25 protein-coding genes and 1 tRNA gene are annotated in these 24,428 nt (G+C 69.8%); 13 read left to right on the top strand and 13 right to left on the bottom strand.

The features are described 5' to 3' along the window. The first annotated feature begins 178 nt into the window (after positions 1–178). Positions 179–385: a hypothetical protein gene (locus tag LGR69_RS05545; RefSeq protein ID WP_370881373.1), complete on the top strand. Its 207-nt coding sequence runs from the start codon at positions 179–181 to the stop codon at positions 383–385. A gap of 49 nt (positions 386–434) precedes the next feature. On the opposite strand, the gene LGR69_RS05540 is transcribed toward LGR69_RS05545, so the two are convergent. From LGR69_RS05540 to LGR69_RS05495, 10 genes are all read right to left on the bottom strand, one after another. Beyond that, the gene (locus tag LGR69_RS05540; protein WP_007557627.1) at positions 435–1,121 is read right to left on the bottom strand and encodes a ZIP family metal transporter; all 687 of its coding nucleotides are present in this window, start codon (positions 1,119–1,121) and stop codon (positions 435–437) included. 2 nt (positions 1,122–1,123) lie between these two features. Further along, a complete protein-coding gene (locus LGR69_RS05535; RefSeq protein ID WP_007557626.1) occupies positions 1,124–2,086 on the bottom strand; it encodes a cation diffusion facilitator family transporter in 963 nt (320 codons plus the stop codon). A gap of 106 nt (positions 2,087–2,192) precedes the next feature. Continuing rightward, positions 2,193–2,615, bottom strand: coding sequence for a MerR family transcriptional regulator (locus LGR69_RS05530; RefSeq protein WP_007557625.1), 423 nt, complete (start codon positions 2,613–2,615; stop codon positions 2,193–2,195). Between the two features lie 560 nt (positions 2,616–3,175). Then, positions 3,176–3,252, bottom strand: a tRNA-Arg gene (locus tag LGR69_RS05525). A gap of 201 nt (positions 3,253–3,453) precedes the next feature. Beyond that, positions 3,454–5,151, bottom strand: coding sequence for an AMP-binding protein (locus tag LGR69_RS05520; protein ID WP_230365418.1), 1,698 nt, complete (start codon positions 5,149–5,151; stop codon positions 3,454–3,456). A gap of 157 nt (positions 5,152–5,308) precedes the next feature. Further along, positions 5,309–6,223 carry a hydroxymethylglutaryl-CoA lyase gene (locus tag LGR69_RS05515; protein ID WP_230365417.1) on the bottom strand — a complete coding sequence of 305 codons (915 nt, stop codon included), beginning with the start codon at positions 6,221–6,223 and terminating at the stop codon, positions 5,309–5,311. Further along, positions 6,220–8,250 (bottom strand): acetyl/propionyl/methylcrotonyl-CoA carboxylase subunit alpha, encoded by a 2,031-nt coding sequence (locus LGR69_RS05510; protein ID WP_230365416.1) that lies wholly within the window; start codon positions 8,248–8,250, stop codon positions 6,220–6,222. The genes LGR69_RS05515 and LGR69_RS05510 overlap by 4 nt, the downstream gene beginning before the upstream one ends. A gap of 11 nt (positions 8,251–8,261) precedes the next feature. Next, positions 8,262–9,050, bottom strand: coding sequence for an enoyl-CoA hydratase/isomerase family protein (locus LGR69_RS05505; protein ID WP_230365415.1), 789 nt, complete (start codon positions 9,048–9,050; stop codon positions 8,262–8,264). A gap of 8 nt (positions 9,051–9,058) precedes the next feature. After that, entirely contained in the window at positions 9,059–10,666 is a 1,608-nt protein-coding gene (locus LGR69_RS05500; protein ID WP_230365414.1) for a carboxyl transferase domain-containing protein, read from the bottom strand. Between the two features lie 133 nt (positions 10,667–10,799). Beyond that, a complete protein-coding gene (locus LGR69_RS05495) occupies positions 10,800–11,969 on the bottom strand; it encodes an isovaleryl-CoA dehydrogenase (RefSeq protein WP_230365413.1) in 1,170 nt (389 codons plus the stop codon). A gap of 171 nt (positions 11,970–12,140) precedes the next feature. On the opposite strand from LGR69_RS05495, the gene LGR69_RS05490 reads away from it, so the two are divergent. From LGR69_RS05490 to LGR69_RS05455, 8 genes are all read left to right on the top strand, one after another. Continuing rightward, positions 12,141–12,755, top strand: coding sequence for a TetR/AcrR family transcriptional regulator (locus LGR69_RS05490; RefSeq protein WP_230365412.1), 615 nt, complete (start codon positions 12,141–12,143; stop codon positions 12,753–12,755). A gap of 314 nt (positions 12,756–13,069) precedes the next feature. Continuing rightward, the gene (locus LGR69_RS05485; RefSeq protein ID WP_007565915.1) at positions 13,070–13,762 is read left to right on the top strand and encodes a GntR family transcriptional regulator; all 693 of its coding nucleotides are present in this window, start codon (positions 13,070–13,072) and stop codon (positions 13,760–13,762) included. An 87-nt stretch (positions 13,763–13,849) separates the two neighbouring features. Next, positions 13,850–14,602 (top strand): ABC transporter ATP-binding protein, encoded by a 753-nt coding sequence (locus LGR69_RS05480; RefSeq protein ID WP_007565917.1) that lies wholly within the window; start codon positions 13,850–13,852, stop codon positions 14,600–14,602. After that, complete coding sequence (locus LGR69_RS05475; RefSeq protein WP_230365411.1) at positions 14,595–15,320, top strand: ABC transporter ATP-binding protein; 726 nt, start codon at positions 14,595–14,597, stop codon at positions 15,318–15,320. The genes LGR69_RS05480 and LGR69_RS05475 overlap by 8 nt, the downstream gene beginning before the upstream one ends. A gap of 100 nt (positions 15,321–15,420) precedes the next feature. Beyond that, positions 15,421–16,641 (top strand): ABC transporter substrate-binding protein, encoded by a 1,221-nt coding sequence (locus LGR69_RS05470; RefSeq protein ID WP_122160157.1) that lies wholly within the window; start codon positions 15,421–15,423, stop codon positions 16,639–16,641. A gap of 267 nt (positions 16,642–16,908) precedes the next feature. Continuing rightward, positions 16,909–17,811, top strand: coding sequence for a branched-chain amino acid ABC transporter permease (locus LGR69_RS05465; protein ID WP_007558590.1), 903 nt, complete (start codon positions 16,909–16,911; stop codon positions 17,809–17,811). A 9-nt stretch (positions 17,812–17,820) separates the two neighbouring features. Then, positions 17,821–18,822 (top strand): branched-chain amino acid ABC transporter permease, encoded by a 1,002-nt coding sequence (locus LGR69_RS05460; RefSeq protein WP_230365410.1) that lies wholly within the window; start codon positions 17,821–17,823, stop codon positions 18,820–18,822. Between the two features lie 126 nt (positions 18,823–18,948). Beyond that, complete coding sequence (locus LGR69_RS05455) at positions 18,949–19,845, top strand: dihydrodipicolinate synthase family protein (RefSeq protein WP_230365409.1); 897 nt, start codon at positions 18,949–18,951, stop codon at positions 19,843–19,845. Positions 19,846–19,944: 99 nt separating this feature from the next. On the opposite strand, the gene LGR69_RS05450 is transcribed toward LGR69_RS05455, so the two are convergent. From LGR69_RS05450 to LGR69_RS05440, 3 genes are all read right to left on the bottom strand, one after another. Further along, on the bottom strand, positions 19,945–20,214 hold the full coding sequence (locus LGR69_RS05450; protein WP_039902018.1) for a hypothetical protein: 270 nt from the start codon (positions 20,212–20,214) through the stop codon (positions 19,945–19,947). 143 nt (positions 20,215–20,357) lie between these two features. Further along, positions 20,358–20,624, bottom strand: a complete 267-nt coding sequence (locus tag LGR69_RS05445; protein ID WP_230365408.1) for a hypothetical protein — start codon at positions 20,622–20,624, stop codon at positions 20,358–20,360. Between the two features lie 117 nt (positions 20,625–20,741). Then, a complete protein-coding gene (locus LGR69_RS05440) occupies positions 20,742–21,323 on the bottom strand; it encodes a hypothetical protein (RefSeq protein ID WP_230365407.1) in 582 nt (193 codons plus the stop codon). 439 nt (positions 21,324–21,762) lie between these two features. On the opposite strand from LGR69_RS05440, the gene LGR69_RS05435 reads away from it, so the two are divergent. The 4 genes from LGR69_RS05435 (at position 21,763) to LGR69_RS05420 (ending at position 24,426) form a co-directional block, all read left to right on the top strand. Further along, positions 21,763–22,089, top strand: coding sequence for a hypothetical protein (locus LGR69_RS05435; RefSeq protein ID WP_230365406.1), 327 nt, complete (start codon positions 21,763–21,765; stop codon positions 22,087–22,089). 116 nt (positions 22,090–22,205) lie between these two features. After that, positions 22,206–22,496 carry a hypothetical protein gene (locus tag LGR69_RS05430; protein ID WP_007558605.1) on the top strand — a complete coding sequence of 97 codons (291 nt, stop codon included), beginning with the start codon at positions 22,206–22,208 and terminating at the stop codon, positions 22,494–22,496. A gap of 72 nt (positions 22,497–22,568) precedes the next feature. After that, positions 22,569–23,465 (top strand): LysR substrate-binding domain-containing protein, encoded by an 897-nt coding sequence (locus LGR69_RS05425; protein WP_230365405.1) that lies wholly within the window; start codon positions 22,569–22,571, stop codon positions 23,463–23,465. 211 nt (positions 23,466–23,676) lie between these two features. Then, positions 23,677–24,426 (top strand): SDR family NAD(P)-dependent oxidoreductase, encoded by a 750-nt coding sequence (locus LGR69_RS05420; protein ID WP_230365404.1) that lies wholly within the window; start codon positions 23,677–23,679, stop codon positions 24,424–24,426. Positions 24,427–24,428: the final 2 nt, after the last annotated feature.

The raw sequence follows: 24,428 nt of genomic DNA, 5'->3' as shown, positions 1-24,428 counted from the left end.
TGGGGACCGCGAGGCCGAGTGGCAAGCCCGCGCCGCGGCCCTTCGCTTGTTGGGATGCGCGAAGGTTGCCGTTTGCTGAACGTCTGTCTCAGGGTGCGTTCAATCCGTTCGTACCAGGATGCCTGCATCTGATCGAGCTTCGGAGCGACCCATTAGAACGATCTTCGCCGGATTGGCAGTGGCCCTGGCCTTCGCGCCCATGGCGGCGTCGGCGCAATACTATGAGGGCGGTTACGGCCAGCGGCGGCCGCACGACCACGTCGATGTCTACCGGCATGGCGACCACGAGGACGTCGTCGTCCGGCACCACCACCCCCGCCGCTACGAGGACCGGCCGTTCTTCGAGGAGCGGGGCCGTCACCACCATCATCACCACGACGACTGAGCGGGGTTTCGCCGGGGCGGACGACGCCGGCGTTTCGGGGAGCGCCTGTTCAAGAGACTGCCTCGTCGAGGAGCAGCAGAAGCAGGAACCCGGCGAAGAACATCGCCGTGACCCAGGGCCGGTCCTCGGTCTCGTGTGCCTCGACGAGCAGTTCCTCCGTCACGAGGTAGAGTAGCGCGATCAGGCCGAACGCGAGGAAGCCACCCTGGAAGGCGGGCGGCAGCGAGCCGACGGGACCGCCGAGGAGCGCCCCCAGCGGCAGTAGCAGGACGAGGACGGCCGTGAGGCCCACCACCCACCGCTTCGAGGCGCCGCCCGCGCCGAGTTCGCTCGCGACGGTGAGGCCGAGGAACAGCACCTCGATGGTCAGTGCGACGGTGAGCAGGATGCCCGCCTTGGCGCCCGCCGCGAAGGCGATGCCGAGGACGAGGCCGTCCACGAGGATGTCGATGCCGGTGACGGACAAGAGCCCGACCGGGCCCGACACCCGCCTTTCGAGGCTGCGCAGGCCGAGCATCGCGGCGACCCCGAAGCTGCCGCCGAACAGGGTCGCCCAGATCGACCCGGCATGCTTGAGGTCGGGCAGGATCTCGCCTGCGGCCGCGGCGAAGACGACGCCGGCGGCGAAATGCTGGATGGCGCTGACGAGGATGGGCCCGGGGCGCAGGTTCACCGCCACGGCGGCGCCTGCGATGGCCGCCGCTGCGGGGATCAGCGTGTAGATCCAGGCTTGCATGCTCAGACCACGGTGTCGGGGGCCAGCGCGCAGGCGTTTGCCCCTTCGATCTCGACCTGCAGGGTGGTGTGGCCGATCCCGAAGCGCTCCCGCATCGAGCGGGCGGCCTCCATCAGGATCGCGTCGTCGGGATATCCTCCGGGCACGACCAAATGGGCGGTGAGACAGACCTCGGTGGTGCTCATCGGCCAGATGTGGAGGTCGTGCAGGGCCGTGACGCCCGGAAGGCCTTCGAGGTGGTGGCGCACTGCCGCCGGGTCGATGCCCGGGGGAACGGCGGCCAGCGACATCGCGAGGCTGTCGCGCAGGAGGCCCCACGTGCTCCAGACGATGACCCCTACGATGCCAAGGCTCACGACCGGATCGAGCCAGGTCAAGCCGGTGTAGAGGATCACCAAACCGGCGAGCACCACGCCCGCGGAGACGGCGGCGTCCGCGGCCATGTGCAGGAACGCCCCGCGGATGTTGATGTCGCCCTTGGCCCCGGCAGCGAACAGCCAGGCGGTGATGCCGTTCACAAGGATGCCGACGGCGGCCACGACCATCACGGTCTTGCCGGCCACCGGGGCCGGTTCGCCGAAGCGCTGGATGGCCTCCCAACCGATGGCGCCCACGGCGACGAGGAGGAACACGGCGTTGAACAGGGAGGCGAGGATCGAGGATCCTTTCATCCCGTATGTGTAGCGTGAAGTCGGGGCCCGCTTGGCCAGAACGGTGGCGACCCAGGCCACGACGAGACCCAGCACGTCGGAGAGGTTGTGGCCCGCATCCGCCAGGAGCGCCACGGAGTTCCCCAGGACGCCGAAAGCCGCCTCCAAGAGCACGAACCCAACGTTCAGGGCGATCCCGATGGCGAAGGCCTTGCCGAAGCTTGCCGGCGCGTGGACGTGTCCGGCGTGGCCATGGGAATGGCCGGTATGATCATGGGCGTGACCATGCTCCGCGTGGTCGTGGTGTTCCGTCATCGGCGATCCCGGTTCGGCTCGCGGCGGCCGGGAGGACCACGCGAGAAGATCGGCGAGGCATAACTTCTCTAGCGGCTAGAGAAGCAAGGGCCTGGCTCCGGCGTGATCAGTGCTGTTCGCTCAGGCACTGTCCGTGATCGGCCAGCACCTCGATGACCCTGCATTCGCGGACTTGGCCACCGGTGCACTGGTCGAGCATCGCCTGGACCTCTGCCCTGAGACCCGTCAGCCGGGCGATCCGGTCGTCGATGTCGGCGAGGTGACGCCTCGCGACGACATCGGCCTCCGCGCAGGGCCGCTCGGGGTGGGCGGCGAGATCGAGCAGCGTCCGAATGGCCTCCACTTCAAACCCGAGCTCTCGCGCGTGCCGGATGAAGCGCAGGCGCCTGACCGTCTCGTCGTCGTAAGTCCGACGGTTAGTTTGCGTGCGTTCCGGCGCAGGCAGCAATCCGATGGATTCATAGAACCGGATGGTCGGGACCTTGACCCCCGTCCGATCCGACAGCACGCCGATGGCGAATGACCGCATACGATCCCTCTGATGCTCTAGTCACTAGAGGCATACGGGCATCACAATCGGTTGTGAAGGTACGCGACAGGTCGGTCCACCGGCGCTGCGTTTCTTTGATCGGCCAGATCCGATCCCGCCAGGGACGGGAGATCCGCCCCGGCACGCGTCGGGGGCGCGGACCTATCCGTCTCTATCCTTGAGAGAGCGTGGATGTGGTTCCTGCCCGGTCAATCTCCGAAAATACGAGCTTGCCAGAGGTCGATTTCCGTCATCGGTGCAGATGACACGCGCAAACCAAGACCGGCGGTCGGCAGGAGAGCGCGTCTTAGGCTTGCGAAATGCGCCTCTTAGGTCTGGGCCCGAGACGTGACCGCGAATATCCGGCACCATCCCTGGTGACGTCACACCCGTTACCCCAATGCGAGCGTATCAGGCGGCTTGGTCAACTCACGGCTCGCCTGATCGCCAGCGGAGGAGAAAAAGTCTTGCGCCACAGGGTTTTACTTGTAGAATCTTTCCTGGCGCGTAGTTGCACCTGAATGGCGCCAGTCGAAACTTATGTGGCGCCCAAGAAAGATTGGCGCACCCGACACGATTCGAACGTGTGACCTTTGCCTTCGGAGGGCAACGCTCTATCCAGCTGAGCTACGGGTGCTAGCCGCGCCGATTTCCTAACCCAACCGCGCCGCAAGCGCAACGGCTCGGGTGCGGCTCTGTGCGGCTCGATCGGCACGGCACGGGAGCGCCGCCGCGCCCGGCGGATGAATGTCTGTGCCCATCCGGGCTTACAGGTGCGACCACGTCGCCCGTCGCGCGATGGCCGGTCGGGGCGTGCCATCGACGCCGCGGCAGCGCATCATCCGGCCGTGCTGTCGCGCGCGAGGCCGAGCTGGTCCTCGACGATGTGGCGCATCCGGAACTTCTGGACCTTGCCCGTGACGGTCATGGGGAAAGATTCCACGAAGTAGATGTAGCGCGGGATTTTCTGGTGCGCGATCTGTCCCCGGCAGAAGGCGCGCACCTCGTCCTCCGACACCGTCTCTCCGTCGCGCACCCTGATCCAGGCGCAGAGCTCCTCGCCGTATTTCGGATCGGAAACCCCGAAGACCTGGACATCCTGGATCTTCGGATGGCGGTAGAGATATTCCTCGATCTCGCGGGGATAGAGGTTCTCGCCGCCCCGAATGACCATATCCTTGAGGCGGCCGACGATGTTGCAATAGCCGTCGGCGTCCAGGGTGGCGAGATCGCCGGTGTGCATCCAGCCCGCGGCGTCGATGACCTCGTCGGACTTCGCCGGGTCGTCCCAGTAGCCGAGCATGACCGAATAGCCGCGGGTGCACAGCTCGCCGGGTTCGCCGCGGGGCACGACGCGCCCCTCCGCGTTCACGATCTTCACCTCCAGATGGGGGTGGACCCGGCCCACCGTCGCGACGCGCCGCTCCAGCGGGTCGTCGACGGCGCTCTGGAAGCTGACCGGGCTCGTCTCGGTCATGCCGTACGCGATGGTGATCTCGCGCATGTGCATGCGCTCCACCACCCGCCGCATGACCTGGATCGGGCACGGTGCGCCCGCCATCACGCCGGTGCGCAACGTGCCGAGATCGAAGCGTGCGAAATCCGGGTGGTCGAGCTCGGCGATGAACATGGTCGGCACGCCGTAGAGCGCGGTGCAGCCTTCGGCCTGCACGGTTTCGAGGGTCGCGTGCGGGTCGAACCCCTCCCCCGGATAGACCATGGCGCTGCCATGGGTGAGCGCCGCCAGGTTTCCGATGACCATCCCGAAGCAGTGATACAGCGGCACCGGGATGCAGATCCGGTCCGCCGCGCCGAGCCGCAGGGCGCGGCCGATGAAGAAGCCGTTGTTGAGGATGTTGTGGTGCGTCAGCGTCACGCCCTTGGGCGAGCCGGTGGTGCCGCTGGTGAACTGGATGTTCACCGCGTCGTCGAACTGGAGCTGGTCGGCGAGCCCGCGCAGCCGCGCGCGTTCGCCCGCGCCGCCCAGGGCCGCCACCTCCTCGAAGGCGATCGTCCCCGGAGCCGGCGGCCCGCCGATCTGGATGACGCTGCGCAGCTGCGGCAGGCGGGCGGCGGCGAGCCGGCCCGGAACCGAGGCGGCGAGCTCGGGGGCGAGGCTGCCGATCATGCCCAGATAGTCGCTGGTCTTGAACGCGGTCGCCGTCACCAGGGCTGCGCAGCCGACCTTGTTGAGCGCGAATTCCAGCTCGGACAGGCGATAGGCCGGATTGATCGTGACCAGGATCAGGCCCGCCCGCGCGGCGGCGAATTGGGTGAGTGTCCACTCGGCGCGGTTGAGCGACCAGATGCCGATCCGATCGCCGGGTTGCAGGCCGAGGGCGAGCAGGCCTGCCGCGAAGGCATCGGCGCGATCGCTCAGCTCCCGCCAGGTCCATCGGATGCCCTGGGCGGGCGCGATCAGGGCCGGCTGGTCCGCCCAGTCCGCGGCCGCACGCGCGAGGGCCTGGCCGATCGTCTGGCCGAGCAGCGGCGCATCGGCCGCGCCATGGACATAACTCAACACCTGGTCGGTCATTCCATCCTCCCCATTTCGCGGGTCGTGCCGTCTTGCGCGGTCACGACCGTATGCGCTGCGTCGTTTCTTGGTCTGCTTGCCTCGACGGGATCCGATTCGGCGGGTCCGCATCATGATCCGGGGCGCGCCGGGGCGCCATCACGGTTCGGCCGCTCGATCAGGCCGCGGCCTGCCGCCGGGACAGGATGGCGCGCGCGGCCTTCGACGCCGGCTCCCGGTTCAGGTGACGGGTGATCGAGAGCCCCGCATCGACCAGGGCTTCCAAGTCAATGCCGGTCTCGATCCCCATGCCGCGGAGCATGTAGGCGACGTCTTCCGTGGCGACGTTGCCGGTGGCGCCCCGCGCATAGGGACAGCCGCCGAGGCCCGCCACCGCGCTGTCGATCACGGACACGCCCAGATCGAGGCAGGCGAGGAGGTTCGCCAGCGCCTGGCCGTAGGTGTCGTGGAAATGCAGGGCGATCCGTTCCAGCGGCACGGCCGCCGCGACGCCCTCCACCAGCCGCCGCGCGGCCAGCGGGGTCCCGGTGCCGATCGTGTCGCCGAGCGAGATCTCGTAGCAGCCCAGGCCCAGAAGAGCCTCGGCGACCTGCGTGACGGCCGCCGCCGCGACCGCCCCCTCGTACGGGCAGCCCAGCACGCAGGAGACGTAGCCGCGGACCCGGAGGCCGGCGGCCCGCGCCGTCTCGACGACCGGGGCGAAGCGCTCGAGGCTCTCCGCGATCGAGCAATTGATGTTGCGGCGGGAAAAGCTCTCCGAGGCGGCGGCGAAGACGGCGACCTCACGGACCCCGCAGGCGCGCGCGCGCTCCAGGCCCTGGAGATTGGGCACCAGCACGGGGTAGCGGAGTCCCGGCCGGGGCCGAAGCTGCGCCAGCACCGCCGCGGTGTCGGCCATCTGCGGCACCCATCGGGGCGACACGAAGCTTCCGGCCTCGATGCTGGTCAGGCCGGCATCGGCCAGCGCCTCGATCAGCGCGACCTTGGCAGCCGTGGGTATGGTGGTCGGCTCGTTCTGCAGCCCGTCCCGCGGGCCGACTTCGACGATGCGCACGCGCTCCGGATAGGTCACGGCCCCGGCTCCCCGGCCGCGAAGGTGACGAGCTCCGTTCCCTCCTCGACCATGTCGTCCACGGCGTGACGAACCTGCGCGACGGTGCCCCGCTGCGGTGCCCGCAGGGTGATCTCCATCTTCATCGCCTCGACGATCACCAGCGGCGCGTTCTTCTCCACGACATCGCCCGGCCGCACCAGCACGTGGGTCACGCGGCCCGGAACCGGAGCCGTCACGCGATCGCTGCCGGCCGCTTCGGTCCGGGGTGGCGCCAGCGGATCCTCAAGGACGAGAGTGTGGTTCTGCCCCGCCAGGATCACCGTGCATTCCGCGCCGTGCCAGACCACCCGCAACCGCCGCGACACGCCGTCGATCGCCAGAAGCGGCCCCGCCGCGTCGGCCGTCAACGCCGCCTGCACGGAGCGGCCCGGCCAGGCGAGACGGTAAGACCCGTCGGCCAGCGGATGGACGCGCAGGGTGATCGCGGGCGCGTCATCCTGGCGGAAGCGCAGGTCCTGAGCGGCCTCCCCGTTCATCCGCCAGGCATCAACCACCGCCCAGGGGGACCACGGATCACCGGTGGCCTGTGCCTGCCCGGCATTCTCCGCCGCCCGGTCGCGCACCACCGACAGGGCCGCGGCCGCCAGAGCGGCGGTCTCCGAACCGTCGGAATCCGGGGCGGCCGAAGCTCCCCCGAGGAGGTCGGGCGCGTGGCGCGCGATGAAGCCGGTATCCAGCTCCCCGGCCGCGAAGGCGTCGTGGCCGGCGATCGCTCGCAGCAGGCCGAGATTGGTCGTGACGCCGACCACCGCGTATTCGGCCAGGGCCGCGCCCAAGCGCCGGAGAGCGGCCGGGCGATCCTCGCCCCAGACGATCAGCTTGGCGATCATCGGATCGTAATGCGCGGTGATCTGGTCGCCCTGCACGATCCCGGTATCCACTCGCACCCGGCCGGGCACGTCCTGCGGCTGGCGCAGATGGACGAGCGTGCCGACGGCGGGCAGGAAATCCCGGTCCGGGTCCTCGGCGTAGATGCGCGCCTCGATGGCGTGGCCGCGCAGGGCGAGGCGATCCTCTCCGAGGGGCAGCGGCTCGCCCGCCGCCACGCGCAGCTGCCACTCGACCAGATCCAGCCCCGTGACCATCTCGGTGACGGGATGCTCGACCTGCAGGCGGGTGTTCATCTCCATGAAGTAGAAGGCGTCGCCTTCCGCGATGAACTCCACCGTTCCGGCGCCGACGTACCCGACAGCCCGGGCCGCGGCGACGGCGGCCTCGCCCATCTGCTTGCGGCGCAGCGGGTCCATGCCCGGGGCTGGCGCCTCTTCCAGGACCTTCTGGTGCCGCCGCTGGATCGAGCAGTCGCGCTCGAACAGCGAGACGGTCCGGCCCTGGGTGTCGGCGAAGACCTGGATCTCGATATGCCGGGGGCGGGTGAGGTACTTCTCGATCAGCACCCGGTCGTCGCCGAAGGAGGCCGCCGCCTCGCGCTTGGCCCCCTCGATCGCGGCCGCGATGTCGTCCGCCGACGCGACGATGCGCATGCCCTTGCCGCCGCCGCCGGCCGAGGCCTTGATCAGCACCGGGTAGCCGATCCGCGCCGCAGCCTCCCGCAGCACCGGGATGTCCTGCGCTTCGCCGTGGTAACCGGGCACCAGCGGCACGCCGGCCCGCTCCATCAGGGCCTTGGATTCGGCCTTGGAACCCATGGCCCGGATCGCGGCCGGGGGCGGCCCGATGAAGACGAGGCCGGCCTCGGCGCAGGCTTGCGCGAACGCGGCGCTCTCGGACAGGAAGCCGTAGCCGGGATGGATCGCCTCCGCACCGGAGCGCCGGGCAGCGTCGAGGATGGTGTCGGCCACCAGATAGCTCTGGCGTGCCGGGGCCGGACCGATCGGCCAGGCCTCGTCGGCGAGCCGCGTGTGCCGGGCCCCGGCATCCGCCTCGGAATAGACGGCCACCGTGGCGATGCCGAGCCGCCGGGCGGTGTCGATCACCCGGCAGGCGATCTCCCCCCGGTTGGCGACGAGGATCTTGCGGAACATCGTGCGGCTCCTCAAGCCTGCCGCCAGGCCGGCGGGCGCTTCTCGAGAAAGGCCGCGATACCCTCCTGCCCTTCGGCCGAGGCGCGGCGCAGCGCGATGCGCCGCCCGGTCTCGCCCATGAGATCGGCGTCGATCGGCCGGCCCTCGCAGAGGAAGACGAGATCCTTGGCGTCCGCCTGAGCCCCGGGCGCACCCTGCAGGGCGGCCTGGAGCACGGCCGCGCCCGCCGCCGTCAGCTCCTCCTCGGCGACCACCTCGTGCACGAGACCGATCTCCCGCGCCCGCGCGGCCGGGACGAGTTCGGCGGTCTGGAACAGGCGGCGGGCCCAGCGCGGGCCGATGGCGTTCACCACGTAGGGGCTGATGGTCGCCGGGGTCAGGCCGAGCTTCACCTCGCTGAGGCAGAAGCTCGCCCGCTCTGAGGCGATCGCCACGTCGCAGCACGCGACCAGGCCGACGCCGCCCCCGTAGGCCGCGCCCTGCACCAGGGCCAGGGTCGGCTTGGGCAGCCGGTCCAGCGTGTGCATCAGGCGCGCGAGCCCGGCCGCGTCGGCGCGGTTGGCGTCGGGAGACTGGCGGGCGATCCGGCGCATCCAGTCGAGGTCGGCCCCGGCGGAGAAGCTGCGGCCGCGGCTCGCCAGGACCACGGCCCGGATCCCGGGCTCGTCGCCCAGGCGGCGCAGGGCCGCGGTGAGATCCGCGATCAGGGCGTCGTCGAAGGCGTTGTGCCGATCCGGGCGATTGAGGGTCAGGGTGGCGACGCCGCGTGCATCCACCGTCTCCAGGATGGTCTCGGTCATCGTCGCGCTCACATCCGGAACAGGCCGAAGCGGGTCTGGGCGATCGGCGCGTTCAGGCTGGCGGAGAGGCCCAGCGCCAGCACGCGCCGCGTGTCGGCTGGATCGATCACGCCGTCGTCCCAGAGCCGGGCGCTCGAATAATACGGGTGGCCCTGCCGCTCGTACTGGTCGCGGATCGGCGCCTTGAAGGCCTCCTCGTCCTCTTGCGACCAGCTCTCGCCGCGGCCCTCGATGCCGTCCCGCCGCACCGTGGCCAGGACCGCGGCCGCCTGCTCGCCGCCCATCACGCCGATGCGGGCGTTCGGCCACATCCACAGGAAGCGCGGCGCGTAGGCGCGGCCGCACATGCCGTAATTGCCGGCCCCGAAGCTGCCGCCGATGATGATCGTGAACTTCGGCACCGCGGCCGTGGCGACGGCGGTGACCATCTTGGCGCCGTCCTTGGCGATGCCGCCGGCCTCGTACCGCTTGCCCACCATGAAGCCGGTGATGTTCTGGAGGAACACCAGGGGGATGCCGCGCTGCGCGCAGAGCTGGATGAAGTGCGCGCCCTTCTGCGCGCTCTCCGAGAACAGGATGCCGTTATTGGCCACGATGCCCACCGGGTAGCCCCAGACATGCGCGAAGCCGCAGACCAGGGTCTGGCCGTAGAGCCGCTTGAACTCGTCGAACGCGCTGTCGTCCACCAGCCGGGCGATGACCTCGCGCACGTCGTAGGGCGTGCGCAGGTTCGACGGCACGACCGCGTAGAGCTCCTCCGCGGCGTAGCGCGGCGGCACGGGCTTGCGCAGCGCCATCGAGGGCCGCTTCACGGTATTCAGGCTCGCGACGATGCTCCGGGCGATGCCGAGCGCATGCGCGTCGGTCTCGGCGTAATGGTCGGTGACCCCCGAGGTTCGGCTGTGGACGTCCGCGCCGCCGAGATCCTCGGCGCTGACCACCTCGCCGGTGGCGGCCTTCACCAGGGGCGGTCCGGCGAGGAAGATCGTGCCCTGATTGCGCACGATGATCGACTCGTCGCACATCGCCGGCACGTAGGCGCCGCCGGCGGTGCAGGAGCCCATCACCACGGCGATCTGCGCGATCCCCTCGGCCGACATGGTGGCCTGGTTGAAGAAGATCCGTCCGAAATGGTCGCGGCCGGGGAAGACCTCGTCCTGGTTGGGCAGGTTGGCGCCGCCGCTATCGACCAGGTAGAGGCAGGGCAGCCGGTTCTGCTGCGCGATCTCCTGCGCGCGCAGGTGCTTCTGCACCGTCAGCGGAAAATAGGTCCCGCCCTTCACGGTGGCGTCGTTGGCGACGATCATGCACTCGCACCCGCTGACCCGGCCGATCCCGGTGATGATCCCGGCCGCGGGAATCTCGCCCCCGTACAGGTCGTGCGCGGCGAGCTGGCCGACTTCGAGGAACGGCGAGAAGGGGTCGATCAGGGCCGCGATGCGATCCCGCGGCAGCAGCTTGCCGCGCGACAGGTGCCGCTCGCGCGCCGTCTGCCCGCCGCCGAGGCGGACCCGCGCCGCGGTCGCGCGGAGATCCGCCACCAGCCCGCGCATGTGGGCGTCGTTGGTCCGGGCCTCGGCGGAGCGGAGATCCAGCGTGGTGTCCAGCGTCGGCATGTCCCTTACACCTCAGAGGTGCGCGCTCCCGCGGGGCACCGCCCCGCACCCGCGAACGGTCGATCACCGTTTGAAACCCTGACCTTCGACGGTCGAGCCGGAACGGCGCGGGACGTCGAAGCCCGGGGTTCGGTCAGGCGGTCTCGTTGAACAGCTCGCGACCGATCAGCATGCGGCGGATCTCGCTGGTGCCGGCGCCGATCTCGTAGAGCTTGGCGTCGCGCAGCAGCCGTCCCGTCGGGTAATCGTTGATGTAGCCGTTGCCGCCGAGCGCCTGGATCGCCTCGAGCGCCATCCAGGTCGCCTTCTCGGCGGCGAAGAGGATCGCTCCGGCCGCGTCCTTGCGGGTCGTCTGGCCCCGGTCGCAGGCTTTCGCGACGGCGTAGACATAGGCCCGCGCCGCATTGGCGGTCGTGTACATGTCGGCGATCTTGCCCTGCATCAGCTGGAACGTGCCGATGGGCTGGCCGAACTGCTTGCGCTCGTGGATGTACGGCAGCACGACATCCAGGCAGGCCTGCATGATGCCGAGGGGGCCGGCCGCGAGCACGGCCCGCTCGTAGTCGAGCCCGCTCATCAGCACGTTGACGCCGCGCCCGACCTGCCCGAGCACGTTCTCCTCCGGGACTTCGCAGTTCTGAAATACCAGCTCGCAGGTATTGGAGCCGCGCATGCCGAGCTTGTCGAGCTTCTGGGCGGTGGAGAAGCCCGGAAACGTCTTCTCGATCAGGAAGGCGGTGATCCCGCGCGGCCCTGCTTCGGCATCCGTCTTGGCGTAGACGACGAGGACATCCGCGTCGGGACCATTGGTGATCCACATCTTGGTGCCGTTGAGGACGTAGCGGTCACCGCGCTTGTCCGCGCGCAGGCGCATGGACACCACGTCCGAGCCCGAGCCCGGCTCCGACATAGCCAGGGCGCCGACATGCGCGCCCGAGACGAGCTTCGGCAGGTATCGGCGCTTCTGGTCTTCGGTGCCGTTGCGGTGGATCTGGTTGACGCACAGGTTCGAGTGCGCGCCGTAGGAGAGGCCCACGGAGGCCGAGGCTCGGCTGATCTCCTCCATGATCACCACGTGATCGAGGTAGCCCATGCCGGCGCCGCCATATTCCTCGCCAACGGTGACCCCGAGCACGCCGAGATCCCCGAACTTGCGCCAGAGATCGGCGGGGAAGTCGTTGCACCGGTCGATCTCGGCGGCCCGCGGTGCGATCTCGACGGATGCGAACCGGGCGACCTCGGCGCGCAGGGCGTCGGCCGTCTCGCCGAGGCCGAAATCGAAGCCCTTCAGGCCGTTCAGCATGAGCGTCCTCCCGCGGGGCCGGCTGCGTGCCCTCGTTGCAAACGTACGTACGTTAGTTTTTGCCCTTCGGCAAGGGTTTACAAACGATCGGCCGTTCGTTTTGTTTGACTGGTCTTCCCGGCCTCTATACGGCCCGAGCCGGGTGGCGGGCGGTTTGCCGGAAAGGGTTTGATGAGTCGCATCGCTGGACCCAAGGGGCTGCGCACCGCCGCGGCGATCCGGCGTGCCGGGTTGAAGCTCATCTATCGCCACGGCTTCGGCGCGATGAGCCTGCGCGACCTGGCATCCGAGGTGGGGATACAGGCGTCGTCGCTCTACAACCACATCCGCACCAAACAGGATCTCCTGTTCGATCTCATCCGCGAGCACATGGAGGCTCTGCTGGCGCAGACCGATGCGGCCCTCGCGGCGGCGCCGGACACGGCCACCGACCGCCTTCGCACCTTCGTCCGCCATCACATCGTCTACCACCTCGAAAAGAAGCAGGACGTCTTCATCGCCAATTTCGAGCTGCGCTCCCTGGATGCGCCGCATTACGCGACGATCGTGGCCATGCGGCGCGCCTATGAGGGGAAGCTGATGGCGGTGCTCGATGCCGGCGTCGCCACGGGCGAGTTCGACATCCACGACACGCGGATCACCGCCTACAGCATCCTCGCGATGCTGACCGGGGTGTGTACGTGGTACAAGCCCGAGGGAAGACTATCCAAAGCCGAGATCGTCGATCTTCACACCAGGATGGTGCTGCACGGCTGCATCGCGCAACGCGAGCACGCCCTCCCCTGAAGGGTGCGTCCGTCCCATGAGGCCTGCGACTTTGGCGTGTCGAGAGCGGGAGATAAATCTGCTGAAGAGCCTCCTCGACGGGATCGAAGGCGGCACGGCTTCGAGCGAGCCTGGTCAGCGCGCGTGATGGCCGGGCCGGCGGCGGTGGCGGTTGAACCGGGCATGCGCGCCCGACCACCCCAGCGATGGCGGCCGGTCCCCCCGACGAGGCGATCCGCCTGGTCCGGAGGCGCCCGGTCGTAGGCCTCGCGGACACCAGGGTTTGTCCCGGCGCCGGGTTTCTGGATAAAATCTACCATCCTTCTGAGGTGCCCATGTCCGCTTCGGCTGCTCCGCCGCCCGCCCCCGATCGCCTGCGTCACAAGACGGTCTCGGCGGCCGTCACCGAATCGCTCCGTCAGCGCATCCTGAACGGCGAGTTCGCGCCCGGGATCCAGCTGCGCCAGGATGCGCTTGCGGAGGAGTTCGGCATCAGCCGCATCCCGGTCCGGGAGGCGCTGCTGCAGCTGGAGGCCCAGGGCCTCGTCAAGATCGTCCCGCATCGCGGGGCCGTGGTCACCGGCCTGTCCGTGGAGGAGGTCGAAGACATCTTCCGCCTGCGCGAGCAGCTCGAGCCGCCGCTGCTGGCGCTCTCCGCCCGCCGATTCGCGGCGGCGGATTACCGGCGGCTGCGCAGCCTGACCGATGAGTACGGCGCGGCGCTCGAGGCCGGCCAGGTCGAGCGATGGGGCGAGCTGAACCGGAGCTTCCACCTGGATCTCCTGCGCTACGCCGACCGCCCCCGCTCCTTGAGCATCGTCTCTAGCCTGCTCCAGGATTGCGATCGCCCGACCCGGCTGCAGCTCTCGGCCTCGGGGGATACCGCGCGCGCCGACCACGAGCACACGCAGATCGTGGCACTCTGCGAGGTCGGCCGAATCAACGAGGCGGCCGCACTCTTGCAGGCCCATATCGCGCACGCCGCCGTCTCGCTCGTGGCGATCTATCGGCAGGCTCATGCCGGGTGAGCGACACCCTTCAGACGCCTCGAAACGAGGGCCTTGACGTGCCTGCAGATTTTATACAATCTACAAACATGAACCGGTGAGGGCGCCGTGGCCGAGCATGCATTGGTGACAGAGGGGCTGACCAAGGCGTTCGGAGGCTTCACGGCCGTGCGCAACGTCGACTTCGCAGTCCGGCGCCATGCAATTCACGCGCTCATCGGCCCGAACGGCGCCGGCAAGACCACGTTCTTCAACCTGCTGACGAAGGTCCACACGCCGACCGGCGGGCGCATCCTCTACGAGGGCGCCGACATCACCCACGACAGCGCGGCGGCGATCGCCCGGCGGGGGATCGTGCGCTCGTTCCAGATCTCGGCGACCTTCCCGCACATGAGCGTGCGCGACAATGTCCGGGTCGCGCTGCAGCGGCGCCTCGGGACGCAATACGCGTTCTGGCGCTCGATCCGGTCGCTGTCGGTGCTGGACGACGAGGCCATGGCGCTCCTGTCCGATGTGGGGCTCGCCGACTACGCCGAGGCGAATGCCGCCGACCTGTCCTACGGGCGCAAGCGCACCCTGGAGATCGCCACGACGCTGGCGCTGGATCCGCCCCTGCTGCTCCTCGACGAGCCGACCCAGGGCATGGCCATCGACGATGTCGACCGGATCAAGCGCCTGATCCGGCGGATCGCCGTGGGCCGCACCATCCTGATGGTCGAGCACAACATGTCGGTGGTAGCCGACCTCTGCGACGCGATCACCGTGCTCCAGCGCGGCGAGATCCTGGCCCAGGGCCGCTACGACGAGGTCTCCGCCGATCCCGGGGTGAAGGCGGCCTATCTCGGGGGCGGGCATGCCTGAGATGGACGTGCCCGGATCCGCCGCCGCCCTGGAGATAAGCGGGCTCGAAGCCTGGTACGACGAGAGCCACGTCCTGCACGGGATCGACCTCACCGTGCGCGAGGGCGAGTGCGTGACCCTGCTCGGGCGCAACGGCGCCGGGCGCAGCACCACCCTCAAGGCGATCCTCGGCCTGACCGACCGCCGCGCCGGCTCGGTGCGGGTGCGCGGGCAGGAGACGATCCGGCTCAGCACGCACCGGATCGCCCGGCTCGGCCTCGGCTACTGCCCGGAGGAGCGCGGCATCTACCGCTCGCTCACGACGCAGGAGAACCTCACCCTCCTGCCCCGCCTCGGGCCCGACGGGATGTCGGTGGCCGAGGTGCTGGCGATGTTCCCGAACCTCGCCGAGCGGGCCGAGAGCGGCGGCGGCCGGCTCTCGGGGGGCGAGCAGCAGATGCTGGCGCTCGGCCGCATCCTGACCACGGGCGCCCGCATCCTGCTGCTCGACGAGATCACCGAGGGGCTGGCCCCGGTCATCGTCGAGGCGCTCGGGCGGGCGGTGGCCCTGCTCAAGAGCCGCGGCTTCACCATCGTGCTGGTGGAGCAGAACTTCCACTTCGCCCGCCACCTCGCCGACCGCCATTACGTGATCGAGAACGGCCGCGTCGCGGCCGAGATCCCGGCGGGCGAGGTGGCGGCCAGGGAGGCCGAGGTCGGGCGCCTGCTCGGCGTCTAGAGCATCGTCCCGAAAGGTGGCTGCGGGCTTTCGGACCAAGACGATGCACAGTCAAACCCCCGGCGGGGAAGAATTGGCGGGACGAACAGGAGGCGGGAACATGCGGTCACGGTTCATCGGTTGCGTGCTCGGCGCGTCGCTCGCGTCGGCCGCCCTGCCGGCGCTTGCCGCCGAGGCGGTCAGCGACGGCGTCGTCAAGATCGGCATCCTCAACGACCTGTCGGGGATCTATTCCGATTTCACCGGGCGCGGCTCGGCCGTGGCGGCGCAGATCGCCATCGACGAGATGGGCGGCAAGGTGCTGAACGCCCCGGTCGAGCTCATCGCGGCCGACCACCAGAACAAGCCCGACATCGCCGCCAACCTCGCCCGGGAATGGTTCGACCAGGGCAAGGTCGACATGATCGCCGACTTCCCGACCTCCTCGACGGCGCTCGCCGTGATGGAGATCGCCAAGCAGAAGAACCGGGTGACGATGCTCTCGGCCGGGGTCGCCATGGCGGCGATCAACGAGAAGTGCTCGCCGCTCAACGCGCAGTGGATGGTCAACACCTACGCGCTCGCGGCCGGCACCGCCAAGGCGCTGCTGAAGACCGGCCGCAAGACCTGGTACTTCGTGACCGCCGATTACACATTCGGCCATTCCCTGGAGAAGGACGCCTCCGCGGTGGTGGAGGCCGAGGGCGGCAAGGTTCTGGGCGTCTCGCGCCACCCCTTCCCGGGCGGCGACTTCTCCTCCTTCATGCTGAAGGCCCAGGGGAGCGGCGCGCAGGTGATCGCGCTCGCCAATGCCGGCAGCGACACGGTCAACGCCGTCAAGCAGGCCGCCGAGTACGGCATCGGGCGCAGCGACAAGCAGGTGATCGCCCCGCTGCTGACCTACATCACCGACGTGAAGAGCCTCGGGCTGGCCAAGGCCCAGGACATGTACCTCACGGAAGCCTTCTACTGGGATTACGACGACCGCTCGCGCGCCTTCGCGGAGAAATACTTCGCCAAGATGAAGCGCATGCCGAGCGCGTCCCAGGCGGCGGTCTACTCGGCGGTGCTGAGCTACCTCAAGGCGATCCAGGCGGCGGGCACCGACGAGGCCGGCGCCGTGATGGCCAAGCTCCGCACCATGACCATCGACGACGCGGTGATCCGCAACGGCAGGCTGCGCGCCGACGGCGCCCTCGTCCACGACATGCTGCTCCTGCAGGTGAAGAAGCCGTCGGAATCCAAGCGCGACTGGGACTTCTACAATGTCCGGGCGGTCCTGAGCGGCGACGAGGTGTTCCCGAAGCCGTCCGATGCCTGCCCGCTCAACGCCAAGGGGTGAAACGCTGCCGCGCAAGGGCGCGCACCGGCCTTCGGGATGGGGCGTCCCCTCTCCCGTGCGGGAGAGGTCTGCTCTCGCAGAGAGCCGGGTGAGGGATGCGACCTCTCCGGACAGGCTTGGCCCCTCACCCCAACCCTCTCCCGCTCAGGAGAGGGGGCACGTCGAGCCCTGCAAGAGCGACGGTGCCTCGACCCTGTGGAGCCGTAGCCCTTGTGGCGCAGCCCCGAAAAGACCGTCCGACCCCTCCAACCCGCCGGTGACCCCGCGATGGACATCACCCTCCAGGCCTTCCTGGCCCAGCTCACCATCGGCCTGATCGGCGGCTGCTTCTACGCCCTGCTGAGCATGGGGCTCGCGATCATCTTCGGGCTGCTCAACATCATCAACTTCACCCACGGGGCGCAGTTCATGATGGCCGCCTTCCTGGCCTGGATCGGGCTGACCCAGATCGGGCCCTGGCTCGGCTATCCCGACTTCCAGATCAATTTCTGGGTCGCGCTGGTGCTGGCGCCGCTCTGCGTCGCCCTGTTCGGCATGGTCATCGAGCGCACGCTGCTGCGCCGGCTCTACCATCTCGACCACCTCTACGGCCTGCTCCTGACCTTCGGGGTGGCTCTGGTGATGGAGGGGGCGTTCCGCTACGCGTTCGGCGTCTCCGGCCAGGGCTACGAGCCGCCGGAGATCCTGCAGGGGCCGGTCGATGTCGGCTTCATGCTGCTGCCGAAATACCGCGTCTTCGTGGTCGTGGCCTCGCTGCTGATCTGCTTCGGCACCTGGTACCTGTTCGAGCGGACCAAGCTCGGCGCCTATCTGCGCGCCGGCACCGAGAACCCGCGCCTGCTCCAGGCCTTCGGCATCAACGTGCCGGTGATGATCACCCTCACCTACGGGTTCGGCGTGGCGCTCGCCGGCATCGCCGGGGTGCTGGCCGCCCCGATCATGCAGGTGACGCCGCTGATGGGCGGCAACCTGCTCAACATCGTCTTCGCCGTGGTGGTGATCGGCGGGCTCGGCTCGATCCTCGGCGCGATGATGACCGGCCTCGCCCTCGGGCTGATCGAGGGGCTGACCAAGGTGGTCTACCCCGAGGCCTCCACCGTGGTGGTGTTCGTCATCATGGCGCTGGCCCTGCTGGTGCGCCCGGCCGGCCTGTTCGGCCGCGAAGCCTGAGGGGAGCCGATGTCGAACACCGTCAAGATCTTTCTCGTCCTGGTCGGGCTCGCCCTGGTCGTGCCGTTCGTGCCGGGGCTGATCTACCCGGTCTTCGTGATGAAGGTGATGTGCTACGGGCTGTTCGCCTGCGCCTTCAACCTGCTCCTGGGCTTTACCGGGCTCGTCTCCTTCGCGCACGCCGCCTTCCTGGGCAGCGCCGGCTACGTCACCGGCGCCCTGATGATCCGGTTCGGCAACCACCCGCTGGGGATGCCGGCGGCCTTCGTGGCGGGCGTCGCCGCGGCGGCGCTCGTCGGCTTCGCCATCGGCGGCCTCGCGATCCGGCGGCGGGGCATCTACTTCGCGATGATCACCCTGGCGCTCTCGCAGATCGTCTACTTCCTGGCGGTGCAGTTCCACTGGACCGGCGGCGAGGACGGGCTCCAGGGCATCCCGCGCGGCAGCCTGTTCGGGCTCGACCTCTCCTCCGACACGGCGATGTACTACGTGACGCTGGCGCTGTTCGCGGCGGGGTTCCTGTTCGTCGACCGCGTCGTCCACTCGCCCTTCGGCCAGATCCTGCAGGCCGTGCGGGACAACGAGGCCCGGGCGACCTCGCTCGGCTACGACACCGACCGGTTCAAGCTCCTGGCCTTCGTGATCTCGGCGGCGGTGGCCGGCTATGCCGGGGCGATGAAGGCTTTGGTGTTCCAGCTCGTCTCCCTCAACGACGTCTCGCTCCACACCTCGACCGAGGTGGTGCTGATGACCCTGCTCGGGGGCGTCGGCACGATCTTCGGGCCGCTGCTCGGGGCCGGGCTGGTGGTCGGGCTGCAGAATTACCTCGCGACCATCGGCGACCTCGTCACCGTGGTGATCGGCCTGATCTTCATCGTCTGCGTCTCGTTCTTCCGGCGCGGCGTCGTCGGCGAGTTCCTGCACCTGCGCCGGCGCCGGGCCGAGCGGGGCAAGAGGCGCCCGGTCCTGACCGCCACCCGCGAGCGCGCGCCGGCTGCCGAGGCGGCCTGAGCCGCACCCCTGCCCCGACGGGCAGTCCGAGTTCGCCGCCGCGCCGCGCGAGGCGTGGGCGAAGCCATGGCCGCGCGGCCCAGGCGCGGTGCTGTTCAACCCCTTGATGCAGAAGGATCTTCGACCATGTGGACAGGTGTCATCCCGGCCGTCACGACCAAGTTCAAGCCCGACGGCAGCCTCGACCACGCCGAGATGGAGCGCTGCTTCAGCGTCCAGATGGAGGCGGGCTGCGACGGCATCATCGTGTGCGGCTCGCTGGGTGAGGGGCCGATGCTGTCCCACGACGAGCGCATCGCGGTGCTCCAGCGGGCCCAGTCGGTCACCAAGGGCAAGCCGACCCTGCTGACCGTCTCCGAGGCGGGGACCCGTGAGGCCTGTGAGCTCGCCGCCAAGGCGGCCAAGGCCGGGGCCAGCGGCCTCATGGTGGTGCCGAGCCCGATCTATCACACCGACCCGGCCGAGACGGTCGAGACCCTGCGGGCCGTCGCGGCCGCGGGCGACCTGCCGGTGATGATCTATTCCAACCGCGTCGCCTACCGGGTCGATGTCACCCCGGAGATCATGGAGGAACTGGCCGCGGATCCGCGCTTTGTCGCCATCAAGGAATCCTCCGACGACATCCGCCGGACCACCGAGATCATCAACCGGCTGGGCGACCGCTATGCCGTGCTCACCGGCGTCGACAACCTCGCTCTCGAAGCCCTCGCGGTCGGCGCCTGCGGCTGGGTCGCCGGCCTCGTCTGCGCCTTCCCGGCCGAGACGGTCGCGATCTACCGCCTGATGCAGGCCGGCCGCCTCAAGGAGGCGCTGGCGATCTACCGCTGGTTCCGGCCGCTCCTCGACCTCGATGTCTCGACCTACCTGGTCCAGAACATCAAGCTCGCCGAAGCCCTCGCCATCAACTCGACCGAGCACGTGCGGGCGCCGCGCAAGCCCCTGTCCGGGGCGCGGCGGGAAGCGGTCGAGGCGATCGTGCGCAAGGCGATCGAGACCCGCCCCGCCCTCTCCGCGGCGGCGTGACGGTTATCGGCGGCGCGACATCCGCGGACGCCATGCGATCACGGGTTCACCGCCCCGGCTGGCCCGGGCGGTGAACCTGCGGTTCTTCGACCGGTCGGGTCAGCGGCCGACGCCCACGCCGGTGCCGCCGCCGATCGGGGCGATCGCGTTCGGTCCGGTATTGGGGCTGGGCGTCGCGGCCTGGTTCCGCTCGATGTTCATCTGGAGCGTGTTGCCCTGCGTCGTCTGCTCCTGCCGCAGCGAGCGCATCTGGCTGTTGTACTCCATGGATTGGTTCGCGGCGTTCGGGTTGTTCTGCTGGACCTGGGCCAGGACCGGGGTCGAGACGAGCGGCGACAGGCAGAGGCCGGCGAGGAGAAGGATGCGCATGGTCAGGCTCTGAAGCGTGTGGGGGTTCACGGAGCCGACGCGCCCGGGCGCTGCCAAGTTCCGCCGACAACCAGCGACCTGATGCATCGGGGCAGCCCTGTCGGGACGGGCCGTGCGCCGGTTCCTGCCGCGATGACGGCGGCTCAGCAGCCGATGCAGACGCGCGGATCCCATTTCGGCAGGGGCTTCAGCGGCGGCAGCGGTTTCGGCGCCGCCGTGGTGGTCACGCTCTGCTCCGGCAGCGTGACCGCGAGGTTCCGCGCGGTGTCTCCGACGATGGCGGCATCCTGGACCGGCTCGACCGCGGCGGGAGGGGCGATGCCGCCGGTCGGATCGCGATCGACCGCCCGCGCGGCGCCGAGGCTGAGCGCGACGGCCAAGCCGGCAACGAGGAGGCGGATGACGATCATGGGGGACTCCGCCGGCACAACGTGACGCGGGCGGCGCGGTTCAACCGCCCGCCGCGCCTGCGGTGCGGCGTATTGGGCCCGGTCCCGGCGTCCGATGCGGTGCCGTCTCGGAACGCGTCAGGATCGCCGCGGGCGCAGCGACGAGGCCGGCAGGATCGTCGCGTGCCAGCGGTTGTCGTCCTGCGGCACCCACGGGCGCTCGACCGGACGCTCGGGCAGCCGGTACGCGACGGGGATCGACCCGACCGGCCATGCCACCGGCGCCGTCTGGAGATGCGCGAGCTTCCGCGGGGGCAGGCGTTTCGCCAGCCGGACCGGACGCGCCCGCGCGGCGACCCTGCGGCGGTCGTGCCGCTGGAGCCGGGCGTAGCGCTTGCGCAGCTGGGCGAGCCGGACCTTCGCCCGCGGGCGGCGCGCGGCCATCGTCACGCGCGGATTCGGCCGCGCCAGCTCGGCCAGGCTCGGCTTGTCGTAGCTGACCGGGGCGACGCGGTTGGCCGCCGTGATGCAGCCCGTGCAGATGGAGAGCGAAAGCTGCTGCCAGCGCTGCTGCTGTCTCTCCGCGATGAGCCCGGCGCGATCGATGCCCGCACCGGCATGGTCCGCGCTCCGGCTCGCGGGCAAGGCCGCGCTGATGCTCGGCAACGCGATGGCGAATGCAGAAAGCGCCGCCATCCAAGAGTGTGCAACGCGCGTCATGACCCATCTCGGCGGTCGCCAAAAGCCGCCAAGCTTCCTGTTGCCGTGTCGGTGCGGCCGAGCAAACCGTTTTCTTGGGCCGTCGGTATTCAATACGCACGTCGGGGGCGCGCCATCGGAACGGCGGTGCCCGCGATGCTTTGGGCGGCCGGGGCTGATCTCCTCGAGATGATCGCGCTATTTTGCAATCTCCTGAAGTATTGTTGGGTTGTTTCCCGGTCGTTTCCGGCGCTCAGCCTCGACAAACGGCCGGATATATGGTTAATTTCACGGATCGCGGCCGACGATTAGGGCCGAGTCTGGCATCAGGGTGCTCATGAACGGTGTAAGGCGGATGGCGGCTCTCGGCTTAGTGCTCGTGACGGGGGCGTGCGCGCGTCTGCCGAATGTCCCGACGGCCTACAGTGCCTTGCCGCGCACGGTTTCATCCGGTGCCGCGGTGCCGGCGGCGACGGTTCCGGAGGCTCCGGTCGAGGCGCCGGCCGCCCTGCCCCGCATCGTCATCCCCGGCACCCTGACGGTCCCGGTCGCGGTTTTCGAGCCGCGCGGACTGAACCCGAACGCGGTCCTCGACTCGTCCCGGCGCAGCCGCATGACCTGGGAGGCGTTGCACCCCGGGGATCTCCTGAAGCCGCCGGCTCTCGCGGCGGCGGGGCAGCCGGCGCCGGCGGGGGCCGCGCCCCGGACCTACGACCGCGAGGCGATGATGGACCGCCTGCTCAAGGGCGGGCGCAATGCGGCGAGCGGCATCTGCTCCGGCTGCTGATCCCGGGCCGCCGCGGCCCGGCATGGTTAGCGGATCGCCTCTCCAGTCGCGTTCGGTTTACGCGCCGTTAACGGGTCCTGCCCAAGTTGCCGCGAGCGACCTGAGGGAGGCGTGGCATGGGTGCCTTGAAGGCGGAAGACGAGCAGGCTGTCGAGCGCCTGACGCTGCGGCTCCTGCAGGACGCCTATTGCGACCTCGCGGCCGTGCTCCGCGGCGCCCAGCCCGCGGCCGCCGCGGCCATCCTGGCCGTCATGGAACAGCGCGTCACCGACGTCCTCACCCGGATCTGCCAGCAGGGCTCCGAGGGCGCCGCCTCCGAGCGTATCGCGATCGCCGTCGGCGAGCGGATGGGCGAGATCATGGATCAGGCCCACGGCCGGGACGGAAGCGCGGCCCTGGCGGCGTGAGGCCGTTCCGCCGGCCGGGATCCGCCCCGCGGCCATTGCCAGCACCCTGAGCGCGGGCTCATCCTGCCGCGGATGCGTTCGCCCGTTCCCCTGTCCGCCGTGCGGATCTTCGAGGCCGCCGCGCGGCGACGCTCGTTCAAGGCGGCGGCCGGCGAGCTGAACCTGTCGCCGAGCGCGGTCAGCCACGCCGTGCGCAAGCTGGAGGAGACCCTCGGCGTCGCCCTGTTCGAGCGGACTGGCCAGGGCATCACCCCGACCCCGGCCGGCGAGGCCCTGTGCGACCATGTCGGCCGGGCCTTCGCCGAATTGAACCGCGGCTTCGACCTCGTGGCGAATCGCGGGCCGCAATTGCTGCGGCTGCACTGCGCCCCGAGCTTCGCCGCGCAATGGCTCGCGCCGCGTCTGGCGCGCTTCCTCAGCGAGCATCCGGGCTTCGAGGTGCGGCTCGCCGCCGGCATGGACTACGCCCGGTTCATCACCGACGAGTTCGATGCCGACATCGTCTACGGCCCGCCCCGGGGCGAGGGGCTGGTGCGCATGCCGCTCGGGCTCGAGACCGTGACGCCGCTCTGCGATCCCGAACGCGCCGCCCGGATCACCGGCCCCGCCGACCTGTTCGCGCAGACCCTGATCCAGAGCGACAACAAGCAGGTGCGCTGGACCCATTGGTTCGAGCGCAACCGGCTGACCGCGCCGCCCACCGCCGCGATCCGCTTCGACCGGAGCTTCCTGGCCCTGGCGGCGGCGGCCGATGGGCTGGGCGTCGCCCTCGAATCCACCCGGCTCGCCGAGCGGGAGATCGCCGCTGGCCGCTTGGTCGCGCCTTTGGCCGGGCGGGCGGAGGATATCAGCTACACCGGCCACCATTTCGTCTGCCCGGCCGATGCCCGCCGCCGGGCGCCGCTGCGGGTCTTCGCCCGCTGGCTCGCCCGGGAACTCGCGATCGAGCTGGACGCCGAGCTGGCCTGAGACCCGAGGGCAGGTGAATCCCATTCACCTGCGGGTGCAGGATTCGCGTTTGTCGCGCGGGCCGCCCCGGGCCAATGTCGGCTGCAACGAACAAGACGCGAGGAAACGTCACCGCGAGGCCGCCGATCCCCGGATCGCGGTCGCCGGCCTCAGCCTCCGTCGCGACGACAGGCTTCGATCCCGCATGCGCGCGGATCGCCGGGAGGGTCCCATGCTGCTGAACGATCGGGTCTGCGTGATCACCGGGGCGGCCTCTGCCCGCGGCATCGGGAAGGCCACGGCGCGCCTGTTTGCGACCTACGGCGCCCGCATCGCCGTGCTCGACCTCGATGCCGGCCAGGCCGAGGACGCCGCCCGCGACATCGGCCCCGGCCATATCGGACTCGCCTGCAACGTGACCGACCGGGCCGCCTGTGACCGGGCCGCCGAGGAGATCGTCGCCCGGCTCGGGCGCATCGACGTGCTGGTCAACAATGCCGGCATCACCCAGCCGCTCAAGATCATGGAGATCGCGCCGGAGAACTACGACGCGGTCACCGACGTGAACCTGCGCGGCACCCTCTACATGAGCCAGGCCGTGATCCCGGGGATGCGCGGCCAGGGCTCGGGGGCGATCGTGTGCATGTCCTCGGTCTCGGCCCAGCGCGGCGGCGGCATCTTCGGCGGCCCGCATTACAGCGCCGCCAAGGGCGGCGTGCTCGGCCTCGCCAAGGCCATGGCCCGGGAACTCGGCCCCGACGGGATCCGGGCGAATTCCGTGACGCCCGGCCTGATCCAGACCGACATCACCGGCGGCAAGCTCACCCCCGAGCTCAAGGTCGAGATCGCCAAGGGCATCCCGCTGGGGCGCCTCGGGGTGGCCGACGACGTCGCCAAGGCCTGCCTGTTCCTGGCCTCCGACCTGTCCGCGTACATCACCGGCGCGGTGATCGACGTGAACGGCGGCATGCTGATCCACTGAGG

This window comes from Methylobacterium brachiatum, assembly GCF_020523825.1.
Lineage (GTDB): Bacteria > Pseudomonadota > Alphaproteobacteria > Rhizobiales > Beijerinckiaceae > Methylobacterium > Methylobacterium brachiatum.
Note: the sequence above shows the minus strand (reverse complement) of the source record. Positions and strands in the feature narration are given on the sequence as shown.